Annotated in this window: 24 protein-coding genes; 16 read left to right on the top strand and 8 right to left on the bottom strand. The window is 34.6% G+C overall.

The genetic code is table 11. The features are described 5' to 3' along the window. Positions 1–9: 9 nt before the first annotated feature. The 15 genes from EVJ48_02240 (at position 10) to EVJ48_02310 (ending at position 17,356) form a co-directional block, all read left to right on the top strand. On the top strand, positions 10–2,385 hold the full coding sequence (locus EVJ48_02240) for a translation initiation factor IF-2 (protein ID RZV40014.1): 2,376 nt from the start codon (positions 10–12) through the stop codon (positions 2,383–2,385). Continuing rightward, positions 2,340–2,759: a 30S ribosome-binding factor RbfA gene (rbfA, locus tag EVJ48_02245; GenBank protein ID RZV40015.1), complete on the top strand. Its 420-nt coding sequence runs from the start codon at positions 2,340–2,342 to the stop codon at positions 2,757–2,759. The genes EVJ48_02240 and rbfA overlap by 46 nt, the downstream gene beginning before the upstream one ends. A gap of 21 nt (positions 2,760–2,780) precedes the next feature. Then, on the top strand, positions 2,781–3,917 hold the full coding sequence (locus EVJ48_02250; protein ID RZV40016.1) for a bifunctional oligoribonuclease/PAP phosphatase NrnA: 1,137 nt from the start codon (positions 2,781–2,783) through the stop codon (positions 3,915–3,917). Positions 3,918–3,922: 5 nt separating this feature from the next. Continuing rightward, positions 3,923–4,645, top strand: coding sequence for a tRNA pseudouridine(55) synthase TruB (gene truB, locus EVJ48_02255; GenBank protein RZV40017.1), 723 nt, complete (start codon positions 3,923–3,925; stop codon positions 4,643–4,645). A gap of 127 nt (positions 4,646–4,772) precedes the next feature. Beyond that, complete coding sequence (locus EVJ48_02260; protein ID RZV40018.1) at positions 4,773–5,042, top strand: 30S ribosomal protein S15; 270 nt, start codon at positions 4,773–4,775, stop codon at positions 5,040–5,042. Positions 5,043–5,103: 61 nt separating this feature from the next. Then, positions 5,104–7,173 carry a polyribonucleotide nucleotidyltransferase gene (gene pnp / locus EVJ48_02265; protein ID RZV40019.1) on the top strand — a complete coding sequence of 690 codons (2,070 nt, stop codon included), beginning with the start codon at positions 5,104–5,106 and terminating at the stop codon, positions 7,171–7,173. Beyond that, the gene (locus tag EVJ48_02270) at positions 7,170–8,411 is read left to right on the top strand and encodes an insulinase family protein (protein ID RZV40020.1); all 1,242 of its coding nucleotides are present in this window, start codon (positions 7,170–7,172) and stop codon (positions 8,409–8,411) included. The genes pnp and EVJ48_02270 overlap by 4 nt, the downstream gene beginning before the upstream one ends. A 51-nt stretch (positions 8,412–8,462) precedes the next feature. Beyond that, a complete protein-coding gene (locus EVJ48_02275) occupies positions 8,463–9,023 on the top strand; it encodes a hypothetical protein (GenBank protein ID RZV40021.1) in 561 nt (186 codons plus the stop codon). Between the two features lie 100 nt (positions 9,024–9,123). After that, positions 9,124–9,729, top strand: coding sequence for a TetR/AcrR family transcriptional regulator (locus tag EVJ48_02280; protein ID RZV40022.1), 606 nt, complete (start codon positions 9,124–9,126; stop codon positions 9,727–9,729). A gap of 12 nt (positions 9,730–9,741) precedes the next feature. Continuing rightward, complete coding sequence (locus EVJ48_02285) at positions 9,742–11,289, top strand: DHA2 family efflux MFS transporter permease subunit (protein ID RZV40023.1); 1,548 nt, start codon at positions 9,742–9,744, stop codon at positions 11,287–11,289. Between the two features lie 45 nt (positions 11,290–11,334). Next, positions 11,335–12,696 (top strand): exodeoxyribonuclease VII large subunit, encoded by a 1,362-nt coding sequence (locus EVJ48_02290; GenBank protein RZV40024.1) that lies wholly within the window; start codon positions 11,335–11,337, stop codon positions 12,694–12,696. Positions 12,697–12,984: 288 nt separating this feature from the next. Next, entirely contained in the window at positions 12,985–14,307 is a 1,323-nt protein-coding gene (locus EVJ48_02295; protein RZV40025.1) for a hypothetical protein, read from the top strand. Positions 14,308–14,362: 55 nt separating this feature from the next. After that, the gene (gene modA / locus EVJ48_02300; GenBank protein RZV40026.1) at positions 14,363–15,196 is read left to right on the top strand and encodes a molybdate ABC transporter substrate-binding protein; all 834 of its coding nucleotides are present in this window, start codon (positions 14,363–14,365) and stop codon (positions 15,194–15,196) included. A gap of 118 nt (positions 15,197–15,314) precedes the next feature. Beyond that, a complete protein-coding gene (locus EVJ48_02305) occupies positions 15,315–16,136 on the top strand; it encodes an ABC transporter permease subunit (protein ID RZV40027.1) in 822 nt (273 codons plus the stop codon). Positions 16,137–16,150: 14 nt separating this feature from the next. Beyond that, entirely contained in the window at positions 16,151–17,356 is a 1,206-nt protein-coding gene (locus EVJ48_02310; GenBank protein ID RZV40028.1) for an ABC transporter ATP-binding protein, read from the top strand. Positions 17,357–17,474: 118 nt separating this feature from the next. On the opposite strand, the gene EVJ48_02315 is transcribed toward EVJ48_02310, so the two are convergent. The 6 genes from EVJ48_02315 to EVJ48_02340 form a co-directional block, all read right to left on the bottom strand. Beyond that, positions 17,475–18,224, bottom strand: a complete 750-nt coding sequence (locus EVJ48_02315; protein RZV40029.1) for a glycine zipper 2TM domain-containing protein — start codon at positions 18,222–18,224, stop codon at positions 17,475–17,477. Between the two features lie 131 nt (positions 18,225–18,355). Next, positions 18,356–19,393 (bottom strand): endolytic transglycosylase MltG, encoded by a 1,038-nt coding sequence (gene mltG, locus EVJ48_02320; protein RZV40030.1) that lies wholly within the window; start codon positions 19,391–19,393, stop codon positions 18,356–18,358. A gap of 44 nt (positions 19,394–19,437) precedes the next feature. After that, positions 19,438–19,908: a Holliday junction resolvase RuvX gene (gene ruvX / locus EVJ48_02325; GenBank protein RZV40031.1), complete on the bottom strand. Its 471-nt coding sequence runs from the start codon at positions 19,906–19,908 to the stop codon at positions 19,438–19,440. 9 nt (positions 19,909–19,917) lie between these two features. Continuing rightward, positions 19,918–20,922, bottom strand: a complete 1,005-nt coding sequence (gene bioB / locus EVJ48_02330) for a biotin synthase BioB (GenBank protein RZV40032.1) — start codon at positions 20,920–20,922, stop codon at positions 19,918–19,920. Positions 20,923–20,939: 17 nt separating this feature from the next. Then, complete coding sequence (locus tag EVJ48_02335; protein RZV40033.1) at positions 20,940–21,299, bottom strand: hypothetical protein; 360 nt, start codon at positions 21,297–21,299, stop codon at positions 20,940–20,942. Positions 21,300–21,325: 26 nt separating this feature from the next. Further along, positions 21,326–22,237, bottom strand: coding sequence for a J domain-containing protein (locus tag EVJ48_02340; GenBank protein RZV40034.1), 912 nt, complete (start codon positions 22,235–22,237; stop codon positions 21,326–21,328). Between the two features lie 193 nt (positions 22,238–22,430). Here EVJ48_02340 and EVJ48_02345 point away from each other — a divergent pair, with 193 nt between their 5' ends. Next, a complete protein-coding gene (locus tag EVJ48_02345) occupies positions 22,431–22,976 on the top strand; it encodes a peptidoglycan-associated lipoprotein (protein ID RZV40035.1) in 546 nt (181 codons plus the stop codon). Between the two features lie 46 nt (positions 22,977–23,022). Here EVJ48_02345 and EVJ48_02350 read toward each other — a convergent pair whose 3' ends face one another. Further along, positions 23,023–23,844 carry a methyltransferase domain-containing protein gene (locus tag EVJ48_02350; protein RZV40036.1) on the bottom strand — a complete coding sequence of 274 codons (822 nt, stop codon included), beginning with the start codon at positions 23,842–23,844 and terminating at the stop codon, positions 23,023–23,025. Positions 23,845–23,888: 44 nt separating this feature from the next. Continuing rightward, the gene (locus tag EVJ48_02355) at positions 23,889–25,076 is read right to left on the bottom strand and encodes a pyridoxal phosphate-dependent aminotransferase family protein (protein RZV40037.1); all 1,188 of its coding nucleotides are present in this window, start codon (positions 25,074–25,076) and stop codon (positions 23,889–23,891) included. Between the last annotated feature and the right edge of the window lie 35 nt (positions 25,077–25,111).

Below are 25,111 nucleotides of genomic sequence, written 5' to 3' on the forward strand. Positions count from 1 at the left end.
AAAAAAATAATGGAAGAAAGAAGAGTTTCTAAGGGAGTTATAAGAAGAAGGGCGAGCGCTGCAGAGCCGGAAGTATCTAAAGTTAATTTGCCTGAACCGACGACTTCCGCAGATGAGGGTAAAGCTGAAATAGCCGGAAATATCGAAAAAAAATTACCCGCCGTTCCCGCCGAAGTTTCTGCCGCAACCGTTGCTTCCGTCGAAACCGATAAAGCAAATAAAGGGCAGGTAAAAACTAAACAGCCGCAAGACGCCGAATTATCGGAAAAAAAATCAAAAGAAAAAGAAAAGACGGATAAATTAAAAAAAGGAGCAAAAAACGAACCCGTTCAAAAACCGGACGTTCTTAGCGTAATAAAGACCTTAGACGTATCGAAAGTTAAAGCGTTGGCCGAAGAAACCGCCGATGCTTCAGGACATAAAAAACCCGTAAAAAAAGAAGAAATAAAGAAAGGACCTCAGTTAAAATTTTCTAAAAACGAGAAATTTATTGATACGTCGGAAGAAGGTGAATCTTTTGTTTTTAGAAAGCACAATAAAAGAAAATTCGGCGGCAAGCACGGCAAGCAGGCTAAGCATGTCCAACAGATAATACCGGAGAAAAAAGCTTCCAAAAAGGTAATAAAAATCAGCAGCGGTATTACCGTTAACGAGCTGTCGCAGGCTCTTGGAGTTAAAGCCGCAGAAGTTATAAAAAAACTAATGGACATCGGAATTATTGCTACCATGAATCACGTAATAGACGTGGATACAGCGTCCCTTATAGCATCGGAATACGAATATACCGTTGAAAACGTTAGTTTTAACGAAGCGGTAGCTTTGGAAGAATCCGTTGATGCGGAAGAATCGCTTTTACCCAGAGCTCCGGTAGTTACGGTCATGGGTCACGTAGACCACGGAAAAACTTCCCTGCTGGATGCCATTAGAAAGACAAACGTAACTTCCAACGAAGCCGGCGGCATAACTCAGCACATCGGAGCATACAGCGTCAAAATAGACGGTTCCATGATAACTTTTTTAGATACTCCCGGACATGAAGCTTTTACTGAAATGAGGGCAAGAGGAGCCGGTATAACGGATATCGTAGTTTTAGTCGTTGCGGCAGACGACGGAGTTATGCCCCAGACTATAGAAGCTATTAATCATGCTAAGGCGGCAAACGTTCCTATTATAGTTGCAATAAATAAAATAGACAAGCCGGGGGCTAACCCCGCTAAAATTAAAAACAGCCTGTTAGAATACGGTCTTGTTTCCGAAGAACTCGGCGGAACTACCCTTTATGCGGAGGTTTCCGCTAAAGCAGGTACCGGAATAAAAGAACTATTAGAACTTATTCTTCTTCAAGCTGAGATATTGGAATTAAAAGCAAATCCAAATAAACCCGCAAGAGGAACAGTTATAGAAGCAAAGCTCGATAAAGGCAGGGGGCCGGTTGCCACGGTATTGATTCAGAGCGGAACGTTAAACGTTAACGACAGCGCAGTCTGCGGTTTATATTACGTTAAAGTCAGAGCTATGCTGGATTATAAAGGAAATAAAATATCATCGGCCGGACCTTCTACTCCCGTCGAGATATTCGGATTAGAAGGAGTTGCGTCTCCCGGAGATAATTTTATCGCACTTAAAGACGAAAAAGAAGCAAAAAGAATAAGTTTGGAAAGACAGTTGAAACACAGAGAATCGGAACTTAATTCAAATGCAAGATTAACCCTTGAAGGTTTGTATGAAAAGATTAAAACGGGCGACGTAAAAGAACTTAAGCTAATCGTCAAAACAGACGTTTACGGCTCGATGGAGGCTTTAATACAGTCGTTTAAAAAACTTTCCAATCCAAAAGTAAAGGTAAACGTTATTCACGGCGGCGCTTCCGCTATAACGGAAAGCGACGTTATGCTTGCAAAAGCTACCAATTCGATAATTATAGCGTTCAACATACGACCGGAACCAAAAGCTTCGGCTTTAAGCGAAACGGAAGGAATAGAAATAAGGTACTACAGCATAATTTACGATGCAGTCAAAGACATTAAAGATGCTATGGAAGGACTTCTTGCTCCCATAGAAAACGAAAAAATTACAGGAAAAGCCGAAGTAAGGAATGTTTTTAACGTTCCAAAATTCGGAGCCGTTGCAGGCTCTTTCGTTTTGAACGGCATTATTAAAAGGTCTTCTAACGTAAGATTACTGAGAGACAATGTGGTAGTATATACGGGGCATATAAATTCTCTTAAGAGATTTAAAGACGACGTTAAAGAGGTTCAGGTTAATTTTGAATGCGGTATTTTGCTTGAAAATTTCAACGACGTAAAGACCGGCGATATAATAGAAGCTTTTGATATAGAATATATAAAACAGACTCTGGAATCCCAAGACGGTCAAATAAAATAATAAAAGAGGTTTTAGGAAAATTGATAGAAAGAAATAAAAGAGTCGCCGAACTTATAGCAAGAGAAGTATCGTTATGTTTAGAATTTGAAGTAAACGATACAAGACTAAAAAATGTTACTATTATAAACGCCGAAATTTCTAAAGACCTGAAATTTTGTAAAATATTTTTCAGCGTTATGGGTTCCGAGAAAGAAATTAAAAAAGCATTAAGCGGTTTTGAAAGTTCTAAAAATTTTATTAAAAAAGTAGTTTTTTCAAAGGTGCTTTTAAGAGTTGTTCCGGAAATAAGATTTGAATATTACGACGGATTAAAGCAGGCATTTGAAATAAATAATATAATAAACAATTATAAAATTAATAAATTAAACAAATAAAACAAAAAAGCATATAAATTTATGATATCTCCAAAGAAAGATTATTCGGTTTCGGATTTAAACGCTTTTAAAAATACTGCCGACGAAATATTCCGCATAATAGAAACGTCAAAAAAAATAATGGTATCTACCCATGAAAATCCGGAAGGAGATGCTATAAGTTCCGCTATAGCGACGGGATTATTTTTGAAATCTTTGGATAAAGAAGTATATCTTTACGAAAAAGATCAGATACCTGCTAATTTGAAATTTTTACCGGAGTCGGATAAATTTTTAAACGAATTTCCAAAAGAGCCTATAGATCTTCTTATTGTAGTAGATTGCGGCGAATTTTCCAGAATAGGTTCGAATTATGAACAGCTTTCGGGAATAAACAGAATAATTAATATAGACCATCATTTTACCAATACGTATTTCGGGCATGCAAATCTCGTCCTGCCTGATGCAAGTTCTGCAGGAGAAGTTCTGTTTTACCTTTTTCTTGCATACGGGGCATATATAAACAATATTAGATATTCGCCGTTCGATAATTTCCTTGGAGATAAATTTTCGGAACCTTTGCCTTGCGATAAAGAAGAACGCGCTAAAATATTGTCTTTTATAAGTGGCGATATAGCGCTTTCTTTATACACGTCTATTCTTACGGATACCGGTTCTTTCCATTACTCTTCGGCAAATAAAAGATCATTCTATATATGTTCTGTGTTAAACGAATATAATATGGATCCTTCTGCAATAGCTACCGAACTTTTTGAGACTAAACCCGCCGAGATGTATTTTTTGCTTGGAAAGAGCCTGAATACATTAGAATTTTCATCAGGCGGAAAAGTTGCATCTATGGTCGGCACAAAAAAAATGATAGAAGACGTTCTTAAAGAAGCCGATTCCGGAAAAATTAACGGACTGTATGAAAATTTCGTTAACTATCCGAGGTCTATTCAGGGAGTAGAAATTGCAATATTTTTCAGGGAAACCGGTTTCAACCAGTATAGGTTAAATTTCAGGTCAAAAAGTTATGCAAACGTCGCATACGTTGCCGAAAAGTTCGGAGGAGGCGGGCATAAATTTGCCGCAGGATGCAAAGTAAACGGCGATATAAATGAAATTAAAAAAGAAGTATATAGATATTGCGGCGAGATATTAAACGAAAAAGCATAAAAAATATGAAAATATACGATAAAGGTTTAAGCGGAGTTTTGGTTATAGATAAGCCGGAAAATATGACCTCGTTTAATGTAGATTATCATATAAAAAAACGGCTTAACTGTTCAAAGGTAGGGCATGCGGGTACGCTTGATCCGTTTGCCACCGGAGTTTTGCCTGTCCTTCTAAATAATGCGACCAAACTTCAGGATCGTTTGGTTAATATGCCTAAATCTTACGAAGGAACTTTAAGGCTTGGAATAAGCACCGATACTCTTGATATTACAGGCAGACAAAACGGTTTCAGGGAAGTGTCGGATTCCGAAGCAGAAAGCATAGCCGCTTATTTGAAAAATATATCGGGAGATTTTATCCAGAAGATACCGGCTTTCAGCGCGCGAAAATATAAGGGTATTCCTCTATATAAGTATGCGAGAAATAATATCGACGTAGTTACCGATAACCCTACGTCGGTCGTTAAAATATATAATTTTGAAATAAAATCTGCCGGCAATCCTTTTATAGATTTTAAATGCACCGTTTCTAAAGGGACATATATAAGGGCTATTGCTCAGGAAATAATGGATAAATTCGATATTCCGGCTCAGCTTTACAGCCTCAGAAGAACAAGCGCCGGAGGTTTTGACGTTTCTAACGCATTGCCGCATGATTTCATAGAAAAAGACGCAGATTTTTTGATTAAAAATATTATACCGACAGTCAATATTAACGTTAAACTTTAACTTTATTATATATTGGGCGGAATTTAATTCCGACCAATCACAAATTAAAAAGGCGGAATTCAATTCCGACACATAACAAATTAGATACAAATTAAAATTAAATATGTCCTTAAGGGGGTTCAATTAAATGGCTATTTCTAAAGAAGAAAAAACTACGATTATCAGCAAATTTAAAACTCATGAACATGATTCCGGTTCGGTTGAAGTTCAGGTGTCGCTGCTTACCTACAGAATTAATTTATTGTCGGAGCATTTTAAAAAATTTGCAAAAGACCATCATTCCAGAAGAGGCCTTCTGAAGATGGTAGCAAAAAGAAGGCATCTTTTGGATTATTTAAAAAATAAAGACGAAGCAAGATATAAAGCTCTTATAGAAGCCCTCGACCTTCGCAAATAAAAACGGCATTTATATTTTTACAAGAGCCGGTTAAATTGTTTATAATTTTATAGGAGACGAAATGACAAGTAAAACAATAATGTTCGACGGTAAAAAAATAACCGTGGAAACGGGTAGGCTTGCAAAGCAGGCATCCGGAAGCGCTTTAGTAACTATAGGAAACACAAAAGTCCTTGTTACTACGTGCTTAAACAAAAATATTAAAGAAGGCATCGATTTTTTGCCGCTTACCGTTAACTATGTCGAAAAATATTATGCCGCCGGCAAAATACCCGGAGGTTTTTTTAAAAGGGAAGCAAGACCTAGCGAAAAAGAGGTTTTGACTTCAAGATTTTTGGACAGGCCTATAAGGCCGCTTTTTCCGGATAACTATTTTTTGGATACCCAGATTATAGCAACCGTTATATCTATGGATAGCGAAAACGATCCGGATATGGCTGCAATGATAGGCGTTTCATTTTCTTTGATGGTATCCGAAGCTCCTTTTAACGGACCTACGGCAGGCGTCAGAGTAGCAAGAATAAACGGTAATTTTATCGCCAATCCGACATATAAAGAACTTGAAGAAAGCGACACTTTTCTTATAGTTGCCGGTTCTAAAGATGCTATAACGATGGTGGAGGGAAGTTTTAACGAGTTAGACGAAGAAGAGCTTATTTCGGCTATAGAGTTTGCTCACGGTAAGATCAAGGAATTAATCGAATTTCAGAATAGTATTTTATCTGAAATCGACGTTAAAAAAGTTTCTATAAAAGAAATTAAACTGCCTGACGGATTATATGAACGGGTTAAAGAGCTTGCATTCGACGATTTATCCGATGCTCTTAAAATTCCTGCAAAACTTGAGAGAAACGAAAGAGTCGAAAGTTTAGACAATAAAATTATCGAACTCCTTAAAGAATCTTATCCGGAGCATGAAGCAGCGATACTGCATATTATGGAATCGATACAGAAAGACATATTGAGGAATAATATAATAAAAGACGGTTTAAGAATTGACGGAAGAGGACTTAAAGATATAAGGCCCATCACTTGTTCCGTCGGCGAATTGCCTATGGCTCACGGCAGCGCAGTTTTTACGAGGGGCGAAACGCAGGCTTTAGTTGCCGCGACTCTTGGGACAAAGTTCGACGAACAGATAATAGACGCGCCTGAGAAAGAATCCGCCAAAAGGTTTATGCTGCATTATAATTTTCCTCCTTTTTCGGTCGGCGAAGTAGCGCCGTTAAGGTCTCCCGGCAGAAGAGAAATCGGACACGGCTCGCTGGGCGAAAAAGCATTAAGATATATAATTCCGCCCGCTGAAAAATTTCCTTACACCATAAGGTTGGTTTCCGAAATTTTAGAATCTAACGGTTCTTCTTCTCAGGCTACGATATGCGGCGGCACTCTTGCTTTAATGGATGCCGGCGTTCCGATAAAAGCTCCCGTTGCGGGAATAGCCATGGGACTCATAAAAGAAGGCGACAGCATAGCTATACTATCTGATATTCTTGGCGACGAAGACCATCTCGGCGATATGGACTTTAAAGTTGCCGGAACGTCGAACGGAGTTACGGCCTTACAGATGGATATAAAAATTTCGGGCGTTACGAGCGAAATTTTAAGAAACGCGCTATCGCAGGCAAAAGAAGGACGTTTGCATATACTTAATATAATGCTTCAGTCTATTTCGGAACCGAGAAAAGACATGGCGCAAAATGCTCCGAGAATAATTACTATGACCGTTAAACCCGAAAAAGTAAGAGAAGTGATCGGTTCTGGCGGCAAGGTAATAAAGGGAATAATAGAAAAGACCGGCGCTAAAGTAGATATAGAAGATTCCGGAAAAGTGACGATTTCTTCAAACAACGGAGAATCTCTTAAGCTTGCCGTCGCTATGATAAACGATATTATCCAGGAAGCCGAAATCAGCAAAATTTATCTCGGTAAAGTAAGAAAGATAATGGATTTTGGCGCTTTTGTCGAGATATTTCCCGGTACGGACGGATTAGTCCACATTTCGCAGATAGATAATAAAAGAGTGGAAAAAGTTTCCGACGTATTAAAAGAAGGCGACGAAGTGAAAGTCAAGGTCATTGATATAGACAAAACAGGTAAAATAAAACTGTCTATGAAAGAAGCTTTATGAAAAACTTTAAAAAAGAAGTTTTAGAATCAGGCATTACTTTAATAACCGAAAAAAAAACTTATTTCAATTCTATAAGTATAGGATTGTGGGTTAAAACCGGTTCGGTTTACGAACCGGCAGAACTTAACGGAATATCCCACTTCATAGAACATCTTTTTTTTAAAGGAACCGCAAGCAGGTCGTATAAAGATATAAACAGGGAAATAGACCTGATGGGCGGAGCTCTAAACGCTTTTACTGGCAATGAATTAACCTGCATATATACTAAAGTTTTATATAAAAATTACGATAACGCATTAAATCTCCTTATAGATTTAATGTTTAATTCTTTATTTCCGGAAGAGGAAATAGAAAAAGAAAAAGACGTTATACTGCAGGAGATATCAGGCGTTCAAGACGACCCATCAGATTATTCCATGGAGCTTTTTCATAAAGATTTATACGGAAATTCTCCTTATGCCTTGCCGATACTTGGAACGGAAGATACTATAAGCGGTTTTAACAGAAAAAAAATACTGGATTATTATTCATCCCGTTACAATCCTCAAAATGTGGTAATTTCGGCGGCAGGCAATTTAGACCATGATAAAATCGCTGAATCTGTTAACTGCTATATGCAAAAAATCGTATCAAAATTTGATAACGTAAAAACAGATAAAAAATTAATTACCGATAAATTTTTCGGCGATTTTGTTCACGAAAAAGATCTTGAGCAGACCCATTTTCTAATAGGTTTAGAAGGAGTCAGCAGATTGGATAAAGATTTTTTTTCGGTTGAAGTGCTTAATGCAATATTAGGCGGTTCAGTAAGTTCAAGACTTTTTCAGGAAGTAAGAGAGAACAAAGGTCTTGCGTATTCTATCTATTCTAATTCCGTTTTTCATAAATTCGACGGTTTTTTTTATATTTATGCAGGCGTTTCTCCGAAAAAATTTGCGTTATCCAAAAAATTAATATTTGAAATTATAGATGAAATAGTTTCAGGAAATATAAGCGACGACGAAATATCTAACGCAAAAAAACATATATACGACGGTTTTCTTTTGGGAATGGAGTCTACAAGCCAAATAATGAACCGAAATGCAATTAATGAAATTTATGAGGGTAAATATATACCGAAAACTCAAGTTCTTAAAGATATAGAAAAAGTCGACAGGCATGCCGTAAAAAAGGCAGCCGACCGCTTATTTTTAAACAAAGCCGGCAGAAATATTTCGGTTCTCGGCAAAATAAAATAGATACGGGGACAGAATTTAATTCCGGCACAATCACAAAACGGAAGTGAACAAATGGAAACTGAAGTTTATTATCCAAAATTATACGACGTCATATACAGGTCGGGTTACGTTATAGGATTTATCGGCATGCTTTTTTTTGTTTTTTCTTATATTTTTCTTAATAACGTTTCAAGCGGCATTATATTTTTTTATATCGCTTTTTTTATGTTTTATGCAGGTTCTTTAATATCTTCGTTATTTCTTTTGGTATGGAAAAAAGAAATAAAAATATTTATATTATCCTGCGTAACTTTTGGTATTATAAGCGGGATTATATATATTTTCGTTGAAAATCCTGAGATATTAGTTGTATCGGCAGGACTTGTCCTCGCCGGACTTTCAGGACTTTACGGAAAAGAAGCCCACTGTTTTCATTTTTTTGAAGGTTGGATTTTAATGTGGTCTTTTCCGTTAATAGTATTTTCTAATATCTTAATTTACGGACTAAACGCACAAAGTAACGAAACTGTACATTTTATTTTTTCGGCCGTTTATGTTATAATTGCTTTCATGTCGCTTTCTTTTTTGATTAAAAAATTAAAACAGCCTTTAATGCAGTTTTGCCAGAATTAAATATCAATTTTGAGACGGGGACAGAATTGAATTCTGTCCCCGTAGTAATAAGATATATTTTTTTATTGAATTATGACTATTAAGTCATTATAATGTATATATGACCGAAATTCAGGATAAATACGAATTAATTTTATCTTCGTCCAGAAAACTTATAGAAGAAATAGGTTTTTCTGCATTGACTATGGACAAAGTGGCTCAAAAAGCCGGTATAGCTAAAGGGACGGTTTATCTTTATTTTAAAGACAAAGACGACCTTCTGGAGAAAGTATTGTCTTCGGGATTCGAAAAAATGTTTGAAAGAATAAAAACAAGGGTCGGCAATGAAAGCGGAGCGTTTAATAAGTTGAAATCTTTAATTAACGAAAATATAAAGCATATTTACGAAAACAGATATTTTTTTAAAACTATTTTTTTGGACGAAGTAAACGTAGTGTTTTTGAAAAAAAAATCAAAGGAATCTTATAATTTAAGAAGAAAAAGATATACGGAGTATATCGCCGGCATTATTAAATCAGGTATGGAATCTGAGGAATTCAGAAAAGACCTGAATTATTCCAAGTCTGCATATATGCTTGTATCTTTGATAAAAACCGGCGCTATATACAATTTTCTTAACGGCATGTTTGATTTAACTTCCGAAATGATAGAAAAAGATACCGAAGAAATATTAAACTTATTTATGCGCGGTATTTCCGTAAAATAACTTGCAATAATTATGGTCGAAAAATCCCACGAAAGCTATAAATGGATAGTGCTTGCCCTCGTCGTCGTGTCTTCATTTATGGCTATACTCGACGTCAATATCGTAACGGTCGGAATCCCAAAAATGATGTCGCATTTCGGCATAAACGTTACGGATGCCGAATGGGTTATGATAGCCTATACTATTGCCTACTCTATCGTTATTCTTCCCATGGCTTATATAAGAAGAAGATGGGGAATTAAATATCCTTTTATAATATCGATAGTCGTTTTCGTAATAGGTTCCGCATTATGCGGGGTTTCGCCTTCATTCAGCGATCTTGTAATATTTAGAATAATTCAAGCTATAGGCGGCGCGGGACTAACGCCGACCGGATTAACACTGCTTGCCGAAGTTTTTCCTCCGGACGAAAGAGGCGAAGCAATGGGCATATGGTCTATAGGGGCAATGCTTGCTCCTGCCGTGGGTCCTGCTTTAGGAGGATATCTCGTCGATTACGTCGATTGGAGATGGATATTTTACGTTAACGTGCCTATCGGAATTATTTCGGTTTTAGGAGCGATAGCCATTCTTACTCACGATATACCTGTAAAAAAATATATTAAAAAATTTGATTTTCTCGGTTTTTTATTTATGTCTTTATCGATGGCTTCCTTGCTGTACGCTCTTAACGAAGGGCAGACGCTCGGATGGCACGCTCCTATAATAATACAGTCGGAAGTAATAAGCGGTTTTTCGTGCGTTTTTTTTATCATAACCGAACTATTTGTCGAAACTCCCCTTCTCAATTTGGATATTTTTAAAAATTATAATTTCGTTATTGCTTTTATCGTTAATATGGTAAGAGCCGTAGGGATTTTCGGAGCTATGTTTCTTTTGCCGCTCTTTATAGAAAACGTTATGAACTATAATGCTATGCACGCAGGTATTCTTATGGCCCCTACGGCTATTGCCGTAGCCTTAGTATCTCCTTTTTCTGGAAAAATATCAGACAGAATAGGACCGAGATATCCTCTTTTTGCCGGATTATTAATAGTGGCTTATTCAATGTTCCTGTTCGATAATCTTTCGTTAAATACCAGCGTTTACGACATAATTGTAAATCAGCTTATAAGAGGCGTAGGTATCGGACTTTTGAATGCTCCGGTTATGAGCGCCGCTTTAAATTCGGTAAAAAAAGAGCTTATACCGGAAGCCTCAGGGTTAATACCGGTCTCACTGCAGGTTGGAGCATCTTTTGGAATTGCGTATATAGGCAATGAGCTTGTCGTTAGACAGGCCTATCATTTAAATCAGTACGCAAGAGATATAAAATACAATTCAAATGCTTATAGCAACGTAATGCATTTTATAAACGGAGATTTAATTTCAAAAGCATCAGGTTATTTCAGGCCTGGCACTATTTACCCTAGTCCTGCGCACGGATTTTTTGACGAAATCGTTCAAATGCTAGCTGCAGTAGCTTCCTACGGAGATTCCTTCGCAATACTGGGATATATAACCCTTGGCGGAGCGTTAGTGGCTTTTTTTATTAAAAATAAAAGGTATAATAATAAATAACTTAAATTAAATCGATAAATAAATACTTTAATAAATATAAAAAACATGGAAGACATACAAAGAGACCATTTGGTTTTTACAGTTTCCGAACTTTCACGTCTAATAAAGGCAACTCTTGAAGATAATTTTTATAATATAAGGGTCAAAGGAGAGATATCAGGTTTAAAAACTAATTATTCATCGGGTTATTACTTCGATATAAAAGACGAATTTGCCAAATTAAAATGTATAATATTTAAAAGCGATTTGCGCAAAATAAAATGCGACTTGAAAGAAGGTATGTCCGTAGCGGTTTACGGCAGGTTAAACCTATACGAACCCAAAGGCGAATATAGTTTTATAGTTTCGGAAATCGAACCTCTCGGTCACGGCGAACTTTATGCAATGTTCGAGCTTTTAAAAGAAAAATTAAAAAAAGAAGGACTTTTTGACGAATCCAGAAAAAGAAGTATACCATTTTTACCGGAAACAATAGGCATAGTTACTTCAAGAAGCGGCGCCGTGCTTCACGACATGGTAAAAATAATATCTGAAAGGTTTGAAAATGCGTCTATAATTTTCGCAAACGCATCGGTTCAGGGTCAGAACAGCGCCATCGAAATAGCAAATGCTATCGATTTATTAAATAAATACAACGAACGCGAAAGAAAAATAGACGTAATAATAGTAGGGAGAGGCGGAGGCAGTATAGAGGACTTATGGTCGTTTAACGAAGAAATTACCGCAAGAGCTATTTATAATTCTAAAATTCCGGTTATAAGCGCGGTAGGACACGAAACTGATTTTACGATTGCAGACTTCGTCGCCGACAGGCGTGCTTCAACTCCGTCAAATGCGGCGGAGATGGTTGTGCCGGTAAAATCAGAGCTTGTAAGGCAGGTAGAGTCTTTAAATACCAGGTTGCACTCGGCAGTATATAAAATTATCTCAAACAAAAAAAACTCAATTTCGCATTTAATTCAAAATATTGAAAAAGTTTCTCCGCAGAGAATAATAGAAAATAAAAAAATTCGCATTAACGACCTTGTAGAAAATATGCATGAATTAATCGCCGGAAAAATTAACTTATTAAATATAAATATTTCGCATTTAAGAAAAAGACTTTTTCTTAAAAATCCGTTAAATATTATTAAAGAACGCAGACTTCATGTAAATGGATTATCGGAAAAACTCGAAAAATACGCTCTAGTAAAAATTTCAAACTACAGGGGCCGCATAAACGCCGAACAAAAAGCACTAAACTCTTTAAGTCCTTATAACGTTTTAAAAAGAGGATATTCTATAACCTTTAACGAGAAAAATATTGTGGTTTCTTCGGTATCTCAGGTTAAAGAAAACGAAAATTTAATATTGCTTTTAAGCGACGGAAGATTGAAGACCAAAATCATTTCTGCGGAAAAGTCGTAAAGAAAAGGTGAAAAAGAAAAGGTGTCAGATTTATTTATTTTTTTACTCCCGACTGCGCTTGCAGGTTATTGACAAAAATATTATTGTATAAATTGAAAAATATCGGCAATGAAAAAGATTATTATTTTCTTGACTTTTATTTTTCGTTGTATCATAATAGACATAACATTTTTTTTTTGCATATTTTTTTTGCATTTTCAATTTTTTTATTTAGCATTATATCAATTAAGATATATCGTAAAAACTTTATAAAATAAATAAAACAGAAATTAATAAGGGGAAATTTATATGAAAAAGAAAAGGCTTTATTATTCGAAATTATTTATTATTTTTTTAGCATGCATGCCTTTTATGATTATAGCTTTACTAAATGCGCCTAAAAAAACTTATGCTCATAAAATATGTAAAAAAAATAATTTTTTATCGCAGATTAAGCTTTCCGGAGTTTTTGCAACATCTTATACTTATAATTTTGCTCATCCCGTTGCAGATTCGCAGTATCCTAAAGGAAATTACAACGGAAATTATAACGACGATTTTAAGGCTAACGGTTTTACGGTGAATGAATTAGATATTACATTGTCTAAGAACCCTTTTTCAAACGGAAGGAATAAGTTTGGAATAGGTTTTACGTTAACGATGGATACCGGCGAAAGCATACAGCACCCTGAGTCGTACATGGGTAATCTTTCGTATTATTTGGAACCAGCCTATAAAAGACCTCTTTACGGTTTTAGAAATCTATTTTTGTCATTCGGCATACCCATAGGAAACGGTCTTAAGGTTGACGTCGGCATGCATAATTCTCCGATAGGTTTTGAGTCGCACAATTTAGCAAAAAATTGGGAAAATACATATTCTATTATCGATTCCGTAGAACCCGGTTCGCTAACCGGAATAGCGCTAAGTTATCCTATAATTCATAAAAAATTAAAAACATTTTTTCAGGTGTCTTACGTTTATCAGTCTATGGAACCGATAAACAGCTATCCTACTTATGAATTTTATATTTCATACAAGCCTTTAAAAATAATTAATTTTCATGAAGGAATGGTTTACGGCGCGGAAAATTTTCTTATTTACGACAACAATATAATTCCCGATAATTTAAATAAATATTTTTATAATTATATGGACGCGGAGTATAAAACATTGCATTGTTTAGATTTTGTATTAGATTATGAAATGGGAATAAACGGAGGTATTAACAATTCTATTATTCAAAACGATAATATTAATATCGAAAATGCGGTATCGCCTAATACCGCCCTGTTTCAGTCTTCGGATTCTACATACGGCAGATCGCATTTTTCAGGACTAGCTTTTTATATACATCACTACGGTTTATCAAAAATAGGAAGATTTTCCCAAACTATCAGAGAAGTCAGGGTGTGGGATCCAAACGGCATGTGGGAGTCTGTAAGCGTACCGGGAGAAGCGTTTAATTATTTCGATTCGACTCTTACTTTAGGATTCAGGCCTAATATGAATATTTTTAAACATACTCAATTCAGAGTAGAATTAGAAAATCAGATAACCAACCATAAAGTTTTCGGAGACGGAAAAAGCACGCAGAATACGATTAATTTTATGGTTGTGAGAACTTTTTAATAGTAATAAATATCGTAAAATAATATAATGTTAATTTAAAAAAGAGGGTGTAAAAATGAAAAAAGAAAAGAAAGCCTTTGTAAAAATTTTTGAAAAATTATCGGCATTTTTGTTTTTGCTTGTGCTGATTTCATTTATTTCATTTAATTTTGGGTTTAAGAAAGCAAATGCGGTAACCTTAAGAATACTTGCAGCCGATGCGCTTCCTAAACCGATAATGGAAATAGGCAAAATTTTTAAAAAAGAACATCCCGGCGTTCATATATATTACGATTTTTTAGGCGCCGGAGTTTTGAAAGGAGATATCGAAGAGGGCGCTCCTGCCGATATGTTTTTGTCGGCCAACGGAAAATTTCAAAGACAGCTTGAAAAAAAAGGTTTTTTAAATTCATATAAAATATTTGCTTACGATTATCTTGCCGCCGCAACTCCTATAGATAACCCGGCGAATGTAACCGAAAACAATCTGATAAAAAAATTAATGGATAAAAACGTGTCTTTAACGACGTCAAGCCCGCATAGCGATCCTGCAGGCGACTATACATGGGCAATGTTCAGAAGGATAAATAAAAAATATCCAGGAGCTTTTAAAACAATTACGTCTCATGCCGACCATCTATTAGACGCGGCGCTTGTAATGCCGATTTTAGAATCAGGAAACACCGATTTAGGAATACTATATACTTCTCAGCTATTGGAACTTCAAAAAGCGGGCGCTAAAATTAATATAATAAAAATTCCGGCTAAATATAATACGCGCGCAGAATTTACGGTATCTATACTTAATCAGTCAAAGCATAAATCTTTAGATAAAGATTTTGAAAAACTTTTGTTTTCGCATAGAGGAAGGAAAATACTTAAATATTGGGGTTTTACTTCTGTAAGATAATAAAAAATATAGATATTTGATAGTCCGTGTTATATAATTAATAACTATCGCCGTATCATTTATGCGATAGTTATTAATTTTTTTATTTGTTGATTATATTAATTTAACATTTAACTATATGCAAATTTTTAAAAAATTATTCATTAGAAACAATAAAATATTCGATGTTATAGTTTTTTTTATAAGTTTTGCTTTTTTTATAAGTTTATCTTTAATTCTATCCGGTATATTTTTTCAAACTTCGTTAAAAATATTTTTTTCGGAATTATCTAACTCTCATCTCTGGAACTCAATTTTTTTAAGCTTTAAGTTATCTTCGTTGGTAGTATTGATAAATCTTGCAATAGGCATACCTTTAAGCTATATATTATCTTTTAAAAAAAATAAAGTTTCTTTTCTGTTGGATTTAATAAGCACTCTGCCTCTTACTATGTCGCCTCTGGTAATAGGTTTTGCAGTATTAATTACAATGGGTCCTTTAAATCCGATAGGTAAATATTTTATATCGCACGGCATAAAATTTGTTTTTACGCCGCAAGGAATAGTTCTTGTTCAGTTAATAATTTCGTTCCCTTTTTTCGTTAATATTTTAAAGGAATCGTTCGATTCTATAAACAGAAAAATGATTAATTTGAGTAAAACCTTAGGTGCATCGTCTTTTGAAATATTGCATAAAATAATACTTCCGCTTTCATTTAACGGTTTATTGGCAGGCGCAGCTATGAGCTGGTCGCGGTCTATCGGCGAATATGCCGCTACCCAGATGGTGTCGGGAGTTATACCAAACCTGACTGAAACCGCTCCGATAGAAGTTTTTGTTAAAACAAGCTATGGAAATTATCCGGCGGCAATTGCTATTTCTGCTATATTAATGATGATTTCTTTTATATCGCTCGGAGTTTTTAAATTTTTTTATTACAGGGCAAAACTTAAAAAATAATATAATTTAAAATAATGGACTTTTTAGAAGTAAAAAATATTAATAAATCGTTTAAAAACAAAAAAATACTTAAAGATGTAACGTTTAACATTAAAAAAGGCGAAATATCTTCGATATTCGGCTATTCCGGCGAAGGCAAAAGTACCGTTTTATCTATAATTTGCGGTTTATTAAAACAGGATTCCGGAGACGTTTTTTTAAACGGAAAAAATATTAGCAAAATGGAACCATATGAACGCTCTATTTCTCTTGTAATGGATGAACCGCTTTTGTTCCCTAATATGAATACAATGGAAAATATTGCTTTTGGTTTAAAATTAAATAAAAATAGAACAAAACTGTCTTTGCATAAACAAAATAAAAAATCCGTTAAAGATATAGTTTTAAATATTATGGATATTTTAGGTATATCCGGTTTAGAAAATAGATACCCCGGTGAGATAAGTATGGGACAATCGCAAAGAATAAGTTTGGCGCGCGCTATCGTTACAAACCCGGATATTATACTTATGGACGAACCGTTTTCTAATTTAGATATTATTTCTAAAACAAAAGTAAGAAGTTTAATTAAAAATATTCAAAAGGAACTTAAAATAACGATACTTTTAGTAACGCATGACATCGAAGACGTTATGAACCTTTCAGATACGATGTTTATTTTAAATAAAGGATACATCCAGGAGTTTGGAAATCCGGAAGATATTATAAAAAAGCCGTCTTCTTGGGATACTGCCTGTCTTATGGGAACCGAAAACATATTTGAGGGTAAAATAATATCGTCAGATAAAGAAAATAATAGAATTATTATTTGTTTTAAGAATAGCGGCTCAATAAATAACGATAAACATGTTGAATGTTTTTATCAGCCTGATTTTGAAGAAAATGAGAATGTATATTTCGTAATTAGGCCTGAAGATATAATAATTTTAAGGGAAGACAGAATACCTTCAAATGCCGTAAAAGAAAATCATTTCAAAGGACGGATAACGTCTGCGATTTTTACTTCGCGTATGATGGAAATATTGATAAGTACATCCGAAAATCAATCAGATAATATACAATTTAAAGTTTTAATGCCGTTTCATGCTTATGAAATAATGAAATTATCGGCAGGCAAGACGGTGTCGATTTCACTTAAGAAATCAGCAATACATATAATAAAAAGGAAACAGCATATGGCATATACCCAAACCAGTGTAGGCGGCTATCCAGCAAAATAATTTTCCGTCGGCAATTTTTTAGGTATACATACAAATACAAGATTACCATTAAAAATAAAAAAGGGAGCTGATAAATAAATATTTCTCAGCTCCCTTTTTTATTAATGCATCTAAATTATTACGGCAGTAAGTTTGCAATTGAATGAGCCATCTGTTGTTTTAATAAAGGCTCGGCTGATGCAAAATTTAAATTCATGGCAGAGGCCTGAGATATAATTCTGTCTCTGTAAATAGCCCAATTTTTAACTCCGGCATTATAAGTAGTTACATTGCTGGCTATGCCCTGACTTGCATTAGTAGAACTAGTGGTATATGTGCCGGCTTGTCTTTCCTCCAGTTGAATATCGACAACCATCATATATTTGGTGGTAGCAAGTAAAGAGCCAAGTATACCGCCGGCTAACGCTCCTAAAGCGCCGCCTTCTACGGTGGAAGTGCCTGAATTATATCGGGAACCGATCAAAGCTCCTCCGAAACCTCCTGCTAAAGCTCCGGCAAGCGTATAATTTGAAGTTTCTTTTCCAATATACAGCACATTAGACATTACCATAAAATTTGCTTCCTGCGGATTATTAGTTACCCTGTAGCCTTCGCTTATTAATTCGGAAATTAACTGATTTTTAAAATTGAGTCCGGTAGCCGTAGATGTATTTCTAGTGCTTACATAAACTATTTTATCCTGCGGCGATACCGGCTGCAGAAATATGCTGGAACTCATTTTAGTGCTTAATGCTACGTTGCCGGAAGATAATCCGCTGGCGCTGGTTCCCGTTCCTGCGGTAGTTGCACATCCTGAAAAAGCAAGCGCCGGTATAAGAAGCGCTAAAATTAAAGCAAAAATCTTAATCTTTTTATTTGTCAAATGCATTAATAGTCCTCCATTCTTAAAGTTAGTTTTTATAATTTATATATTTTAGTATAATTAGTTCGATGATTTTTTAAACAATAATGTTTTTGCGGTATAGGTTAATAAATTACATAATTAAATATATTAAATTATTATTTAAGATATTTGTCAATATTTTTTATTTGACCGGAAAGATTGTCAGAGAATATCGTTTTGCCGGTTTTTGTCGATATATAATATAAATATTTTGTTTTGGCAGGATGCATTGCTGCTTCGATAGCTTCTATATCCGGATTTGCAATGGGAGTAGGAGGAAGTCCATAATGAAGATACGTATTGTAAGCTGATTTTACTTTAAGATATCGAGGTTTCATATTAAGAATAACATTATAAGCATTTCCATCCCTTAAATAATTTTTATACATTTTAACGTTCATAGCATAGATAGATGCAGAATCGATATCTAACGGCATATTTATTTTTAATCTGTTATGTATGACCGAAGATATAAAACCTGTAGAATTTTTAAGTTTTTCATCTGCTTCTTTTATTATAAGCGAAGCGATAATTAAGTCTTTGTAATTTGGTTTGATTTTTTTAGTTTTTAAATAAAAATTATTTACCATATCTTTAATTACGTCTTTAGGATTTGAATTTATTTTAAAAATATAAGTGTCCGGATACAAAAAACCTTCCGCGCTTGGCGCATCTAACTTAATACTCAAAAGAAATTTTTTATCGTAGCATTTTTTTAAGAAAAGTTTTTTGTTTGTTATATGGTTTTTAGATAAAATTTCGGCTATTTCAAATATATTTAATCCGGGAGCAATTGAAACCTTGGATGTTGCTACTCTGCCGTTTACAATCTCATGATATATTTTTGCAGGCGATTCATTTATCGATATATAATAGGTGCCTTCTTGTATATATCTCGAATAACCGCTTATAAATCCTATAAAGTAGAATAGATACGGATTATTTATTACTTTTTTATTATAAAGTCTATATACTATTTCCTTTAATGAGCTTCCTTTATTAATGACGATTAGTTTTGGTTTTGAAGTTATAAAAGATTGCGGAGTAAAGGCATATAAAAAAAGATATGCTATAATGATTATCGGGATTGAAATTTTTAAAATAAAAGTTATTTTTTTTACCCGCTTATAAAGCGTATAGTCGAAATAGCACATTTATTTTTTTACGATTTTTATAGCGCAAAACATTAAATTGTTTACTAGAATATTTTTTTTTCAATTATATTTTTTTGTTTATCCAGATAAGACTGAAGTATAAAAGTTGAAGCTATAGAGTCTATTTTTTCTTTCCTTTTATTTCTTTTAATATTTTGCTCTATAAGGCTTCTTTGCGCCTGAACCGAAGAAAATCTTTCATCATAAACCGTCAATATCAAACCGTCGCCAATTTTTTCTTTTAAGCTTTCTTTTAAAACTTCTATTAATTTTCCTATTTCCGTTGATATTTCTGTTTTTTTTCCCTTAAGGCCTATAGGCATTCCTATAACTAAAAGTCCGACATTTTCTTCCTCGATTACCTTTTTTAACTCGGAAACCGTTTTTTTTACCGAATCGTTTAATATATATTTTAAAGGAAAAGCGATTGTTTGAGTGTCGTCGCTTAAGGATAATCCGATTCTTTTTAAGCCGTAATCTATGCCTAGCGCTTTTTTATTTTTGACGTTTGGCATGTCGATAAGTTATGCGGGAGAGTTAATAAGATTGTTTGCTTCAAACCCAAGATCGCTAATTAATTCTATGTCGAGTTCGGGGTTTCTTCCGGACGTAAGCAAATAGTTTCCAAGAAGCAGTCCGTTGGCTCCCGCCATAAGAGCAAGAGGCTGAAGCTGGCGCAGGTTATATTCACGGCCGCCCTGCGCCAGTATGTTCTTTTCCGGATTGACTATTCTGAACATTGCTATTGTTTTAAGGCATTCCATAGGCGTAAGCGGTTCTATATTTTCAAGCGGAGTTCCTTTTATGGGGTTTAAAAAGTTTATCGGTATATTATCGACTTCAAGTTCTTTTATCTCTTTAGCCATTTTTACCCTGTCCAAACGGGATTCGCCCATTCCTATTATGACCCCGGAACAAACTTTTAATCCGGCTTTTCTTGCTGACTTAACCGTTTTTATGTTATCTTCGAAAGAATGGGTCGTACATATGCTTTTAAAAAAATCGCTGTTGGTTTCTATGTTGTGATGAAATATTTCAAGTCCGCATTCTTTTAGAAAAAGTAAATCCTCATATTCCATAAGCCCTAAAGAAGCGCAGGGAGTTATGCCTATTTCGTTTTTAATCGTTTTTACGGCATCCGCTATAGTTTTTAATTCGGTTTTATCGGATATTCTGGTTCCGCTCGTGACTATAGAAAATTCGTTTGCACCGTTTTTTTTAGCAATTTTAGCCGATTCCACTATTTCGGAAACGGACATTAGAGAATTTACTTTTATTTTTTTTTCTTTTTTTCCGGCGACTGCCGATTGGCCGCAAAATGAACAGTCTTCAGAGCATATTCCTGTTTTTGCGCTGACGATAGAACAAAAATTTATTTTTTTTCCGGTGTATTTTTCTTTTAATTCCAAAGCTAAAGAAAAAATCCCCATAAGATTTGCGCCTGAAAGTTCAAAAACGGACAGCAGAAGATCGTCCGGAATTTCAATGTTTTCATTTATAAGTTCTCTTATCTCTTGCATTATGCTCATCGGTTATTTTTTCCTCGTTACAATTCTTTTAAATTAGTTAATATATTCCTGAAAGATTCGCTCCTTTCCATTAAAAAAATAAGTTCGTCTATACTTTTGGAAGTTTTAACGGCGTCAAAAACAGTCGAGAGCATATTTTGATAATCGATAATTTTTTTTCTTAAATTAAGTATTACCGAGACCCCTTCGTCGTTAATTCCAAGTTCGTTTTTTATTTCCGATATAATTATTAAATCGTCGGCCGCTTTTTCATCGATATAAAATTCGTTTTCTCTCTTTTCAACGCATATTATTCCTTCATCGATAAAAAACATTGCGGACTCGGCGCTTAAATTTATATTTCCGCAAAATTCTGACAGATTAATAAAATAATCCATTTGGATTCCTTATTTATTTTATATATTTATATGCCTTCTTTTGAAAGTTCTATAAATGTTTTTTTAATTTTATCCGATATTCCGGCAGGTATATCGACTGTAATCGTAATTATTAAATCGCCCGCTTTTTTTCCTGAAATATCCTTTACTCCTTTTTTAGGAATGCGGAATTTAGTGCCATTTTGGGTTCCCGCCGGTATAGTAAGCATAAATTTGCCGTCGATAGAAGATACTTCTACTTTTGCTCCAAGCACGGCTTCAGTCAGTTTTATTTTTTTATTGATAAAGATATCGTTGCCATTTCTTTCGAAAACGTTATCGTTTAAAACAGAGATAGTAATGTATAAATCTCCGTTCGGCGCATTGTTTAAACCAGGCGAACCTTTTCCCGAAAGCTTAATTTTTCCGCCGTCGGAAATTCCGGCCGGTATCTTTATTTTTATCTTTTCACCGTTTAAATTTATTATTCTTTCCGTACCTTTTACGCTTTCCGCAACCGATATCTCAAGCGAAGCGTTTAAATCGTTTCCTTTTAGGGGGCCATGTTTTTTTCCCGACCTGTTAAAAAGGTCGGAGAATATATCCTCGAAGTTAAAATTTTCTCCTCCGCCGGTATTGCCGAAATTATAACCGAAACCGGAAGGACCGCCTCCGGAATAATCGTAATAATATTGTCCGCTTGAAGCCCCTCCGCCGGCTCCGGCGTTTTTATAATTAAAATAATTAGTTCCAAGCTCGTCGTATTCTTTTCGTTTTTTTTCGTCTTTTAAAATATCATAAGCTTCCTGAACTTCTTTAAATTTTGATTCGGCGGTTTTATCGTTGGGATTAACGTCGGGATGGTATTTTCTTGCCAATTTTCTGTAAGCTTTTTTAATTTCTTCGCTCACAGCGGTTTTATCTACACCTAATATTTTATAATAGTCTTTATATTCCATACATTATTTATATCAAAAATTCAAAAAAAATTCAATTAATAAAGTAATAAAGAAGGATAAAAAAGTTTATAAAAAACTATTGATTTTTTTTTAAATAATGGTATATATATATTATGCAAATTTAATTATAAAATGTTTTAAAGCAAAGTAATTTAACTTTATTAAATTTTAATTTTTAAGGAGAGAGTTCACAATGAACAAAAAAACAAAGGTAGGTCTTTCTATTCTTGGTTTGGTTTTCGGCGTCTCGGCTGTCCTTTCCGGATGCGCGCCAAAAGTAACGAAAACGTCTTCCAGTGCATTACCGCCCGCAAAAAAACCGGCGGTAGCAGCGGTTAAACCGCAAGTCCAGCAGGTTCCTTCTTACTTGAAAAAGTATCCGTGGCTTGCAAATTACAACATTCAATCTAATTCCAACAACATCCATTTTGCTTTCAACAAGTCGATACTTACTCCTCTCGACAAAATGATACTTAAAAAGGATGCGATTTATCTTAAGTATAATCCAAATGTTGCTATCCAGATTCAGGGAAATTGTGACAGAAGAGGTTCGGAAGCTTACAACCTTGCGCTTGGCTGGAGAAGGGCTAATGCCGCAAAAGCTTATCTTGAAGATCTTGGAGTATCTGCAGACAGATTAAAAACAATCAGCTACGGCAAAGAAAAACCTTTATGCAGAGCACATACCAGAGTATGTTATGCAATAAACAGAAGAGATCATTTTGCAGTTGCAAGATAACAAAAAAGAAATTTTAATTTTAAATAAACCTCCGATAATTATAAAATTATCGGAGGTTTATTTTTTTTGAAATAATTAAATATGCAATTTTATAAGTGCAGTAAACCATATCGTCTTCGTTTCGATAATTTTTGTCGTAATTTTTTAACCCTTTTCTTAATAAACCGGTTTTATGATTATTATTATCGAAAGTGTTTTTCGCTCCGAGCAAATTTATTCTTTTTAGTAAGCTTAATGAAGATTCTGCAGTTTCCGTGTATTCTATAATATCGCAGTATTCTATTTTTAACCCGAATGCTTCTATTTTTTTTTTATAACTGCCTATTTCCGGAAATTCATGAAATTTTAATCCGCAGCAGTTTTCGTCATATTTGAAACTTTCCTTTAATTCTTGTAAGGTTCCGGAAATTAAAAAAGCGAATATCATTATTCCGTCGTTTTTTAGAGAAGTTTTGCATCTTAATAAAAAAATATCTATATCGTTTAACCAGTGTATAGTTATATTTGAAAATATGACGTCGAACTTGTCAGGTTTAAAAGGCAGTAATTCTGCATCTCCGTTAATTAAGTATGCGTCATTGCTTCCTCTACCGGTTTTATTAATTCTTTCTTTTGCCTTGTCCAATAATCCTATGGCGATATCCAGACCAAAGTATTTAAATCCGCCCTGATTTAAATTTGTTTTTAATGCATCGTAGCCTTGGGCAGTTCCGCAGCCTACATCGAGAATTTGTAAGAATTTGCCGTTTTTATTAAATTCTTTGACGGACTCAGATATCATCGCCATTGTTATATTGTGGTAAGAAGTATGATTATCGTACTCTTCGGCGCTAGAAAAATTTTTTTTAACTTTATTTTTATCTATCATATTTAAAAAATTATTAATTATTAAATTAACTTACGACCGCGAATTTAGGATTTAACTTTACGGACTATTTCTTCTAATACATTTTTAAATAAAGCATCGTCTACGGTCAGGTTTATTCCTAGCCGCAATATTGCTTTGTTTTTGACGACTGCCGGATATCTTACTGCCTTTAAGTATATGCCGCCTTTTAAAAGTTCTTTTTCTATTGAAACGGCTTTTTCTTCTTCGCCGATTAATATAGGAATAATTTGGGTAGAGGAATTTAAAGTATTTAATCCAGATTCTTTTAAATATTCCCTTGCAAATTTAGCGTTATTTTGCAATTTTAAAACTATATCAGGGTTTTCTTCTACAATTTTTAAAGCCGATAGAGCGGATGCGGCAGAAGAAGGCGGGATTCCTGTAGAAAATATAAAGGCCCTGCTGAAATTAACGAGATATTCGATAATAGAGCCGCTCGAAAGAACGAACGCCCCGTTTGAAGCAAGCGCTTTGCCGAGAGTTCCTATAGTTATATCCGGTTTTGCATTATGAAAATCGGAACTGCCTCCGCCTTTTTTTCCTATTGTTCCTGTAGCGTGAGCATCGTCGATTATACTTAATGCGCCGTATTTTTCGGTTAAATCTAAAATAGCCGGCAAATCCGGTATATCGCCGTCCATGCTGAATACCCCTTCCGTTATAACCAATTTTATTTGATAATCTTTATATCTTAAAAGTACATTCTCTAAAGAATATAAATCGTTATGCTTAAAGCTTTTAAATTTAGCACCGGAGGCGATAACTCCGTCGATAATAGAAGCATGGGAAAGTTCGTCAAAAATTATAACCGTGTTTAGCGGAGATATACCGGCAAGAGCTCTTATAATTCCCGTATTAGCCTGATATCCCGAAGGGTATAATATACAATTATCATAACCGCCTTTAAATCTGCATAATTCTTTTTCAAGTTCGGAGTGGATATCATAATGACCGCATATTAAAAAAGAAGATCCGGCCGAAGTTCCGTATAAATCGATTGCTTGTTTTGCCGCCGTTTTTACTCTTTCGTTTAAAGAGAGTCCAAGATAATCGTTTGTTGCAAGATTGACGGTTACGGTGTTATAATGTGAAGTGAAGGAATATGGTTCGCTATTTAATTTTTCTATTTTTATATCGGGAATTTTTCGATAAAACCCCGATTTTTTATTTTCTTCTATTTTTTTTGAAATTAGTTCCGATAATATAGACATAACATTAAATATTATAGCATATTTAAATAAATATG

The organism is Candidatus Acidulodesulfobacterium acidiphilum (genome assembly GCA_008534395.1).
Lineage (GTDB): Bacteria > SZUA-79 > SZUA-79 > Acidulodesulfobacterales > Acidulodesulfobacteraceae > Acidulodesulfobacterium_A > Acidulodesulfobacterium_A acidiphilum.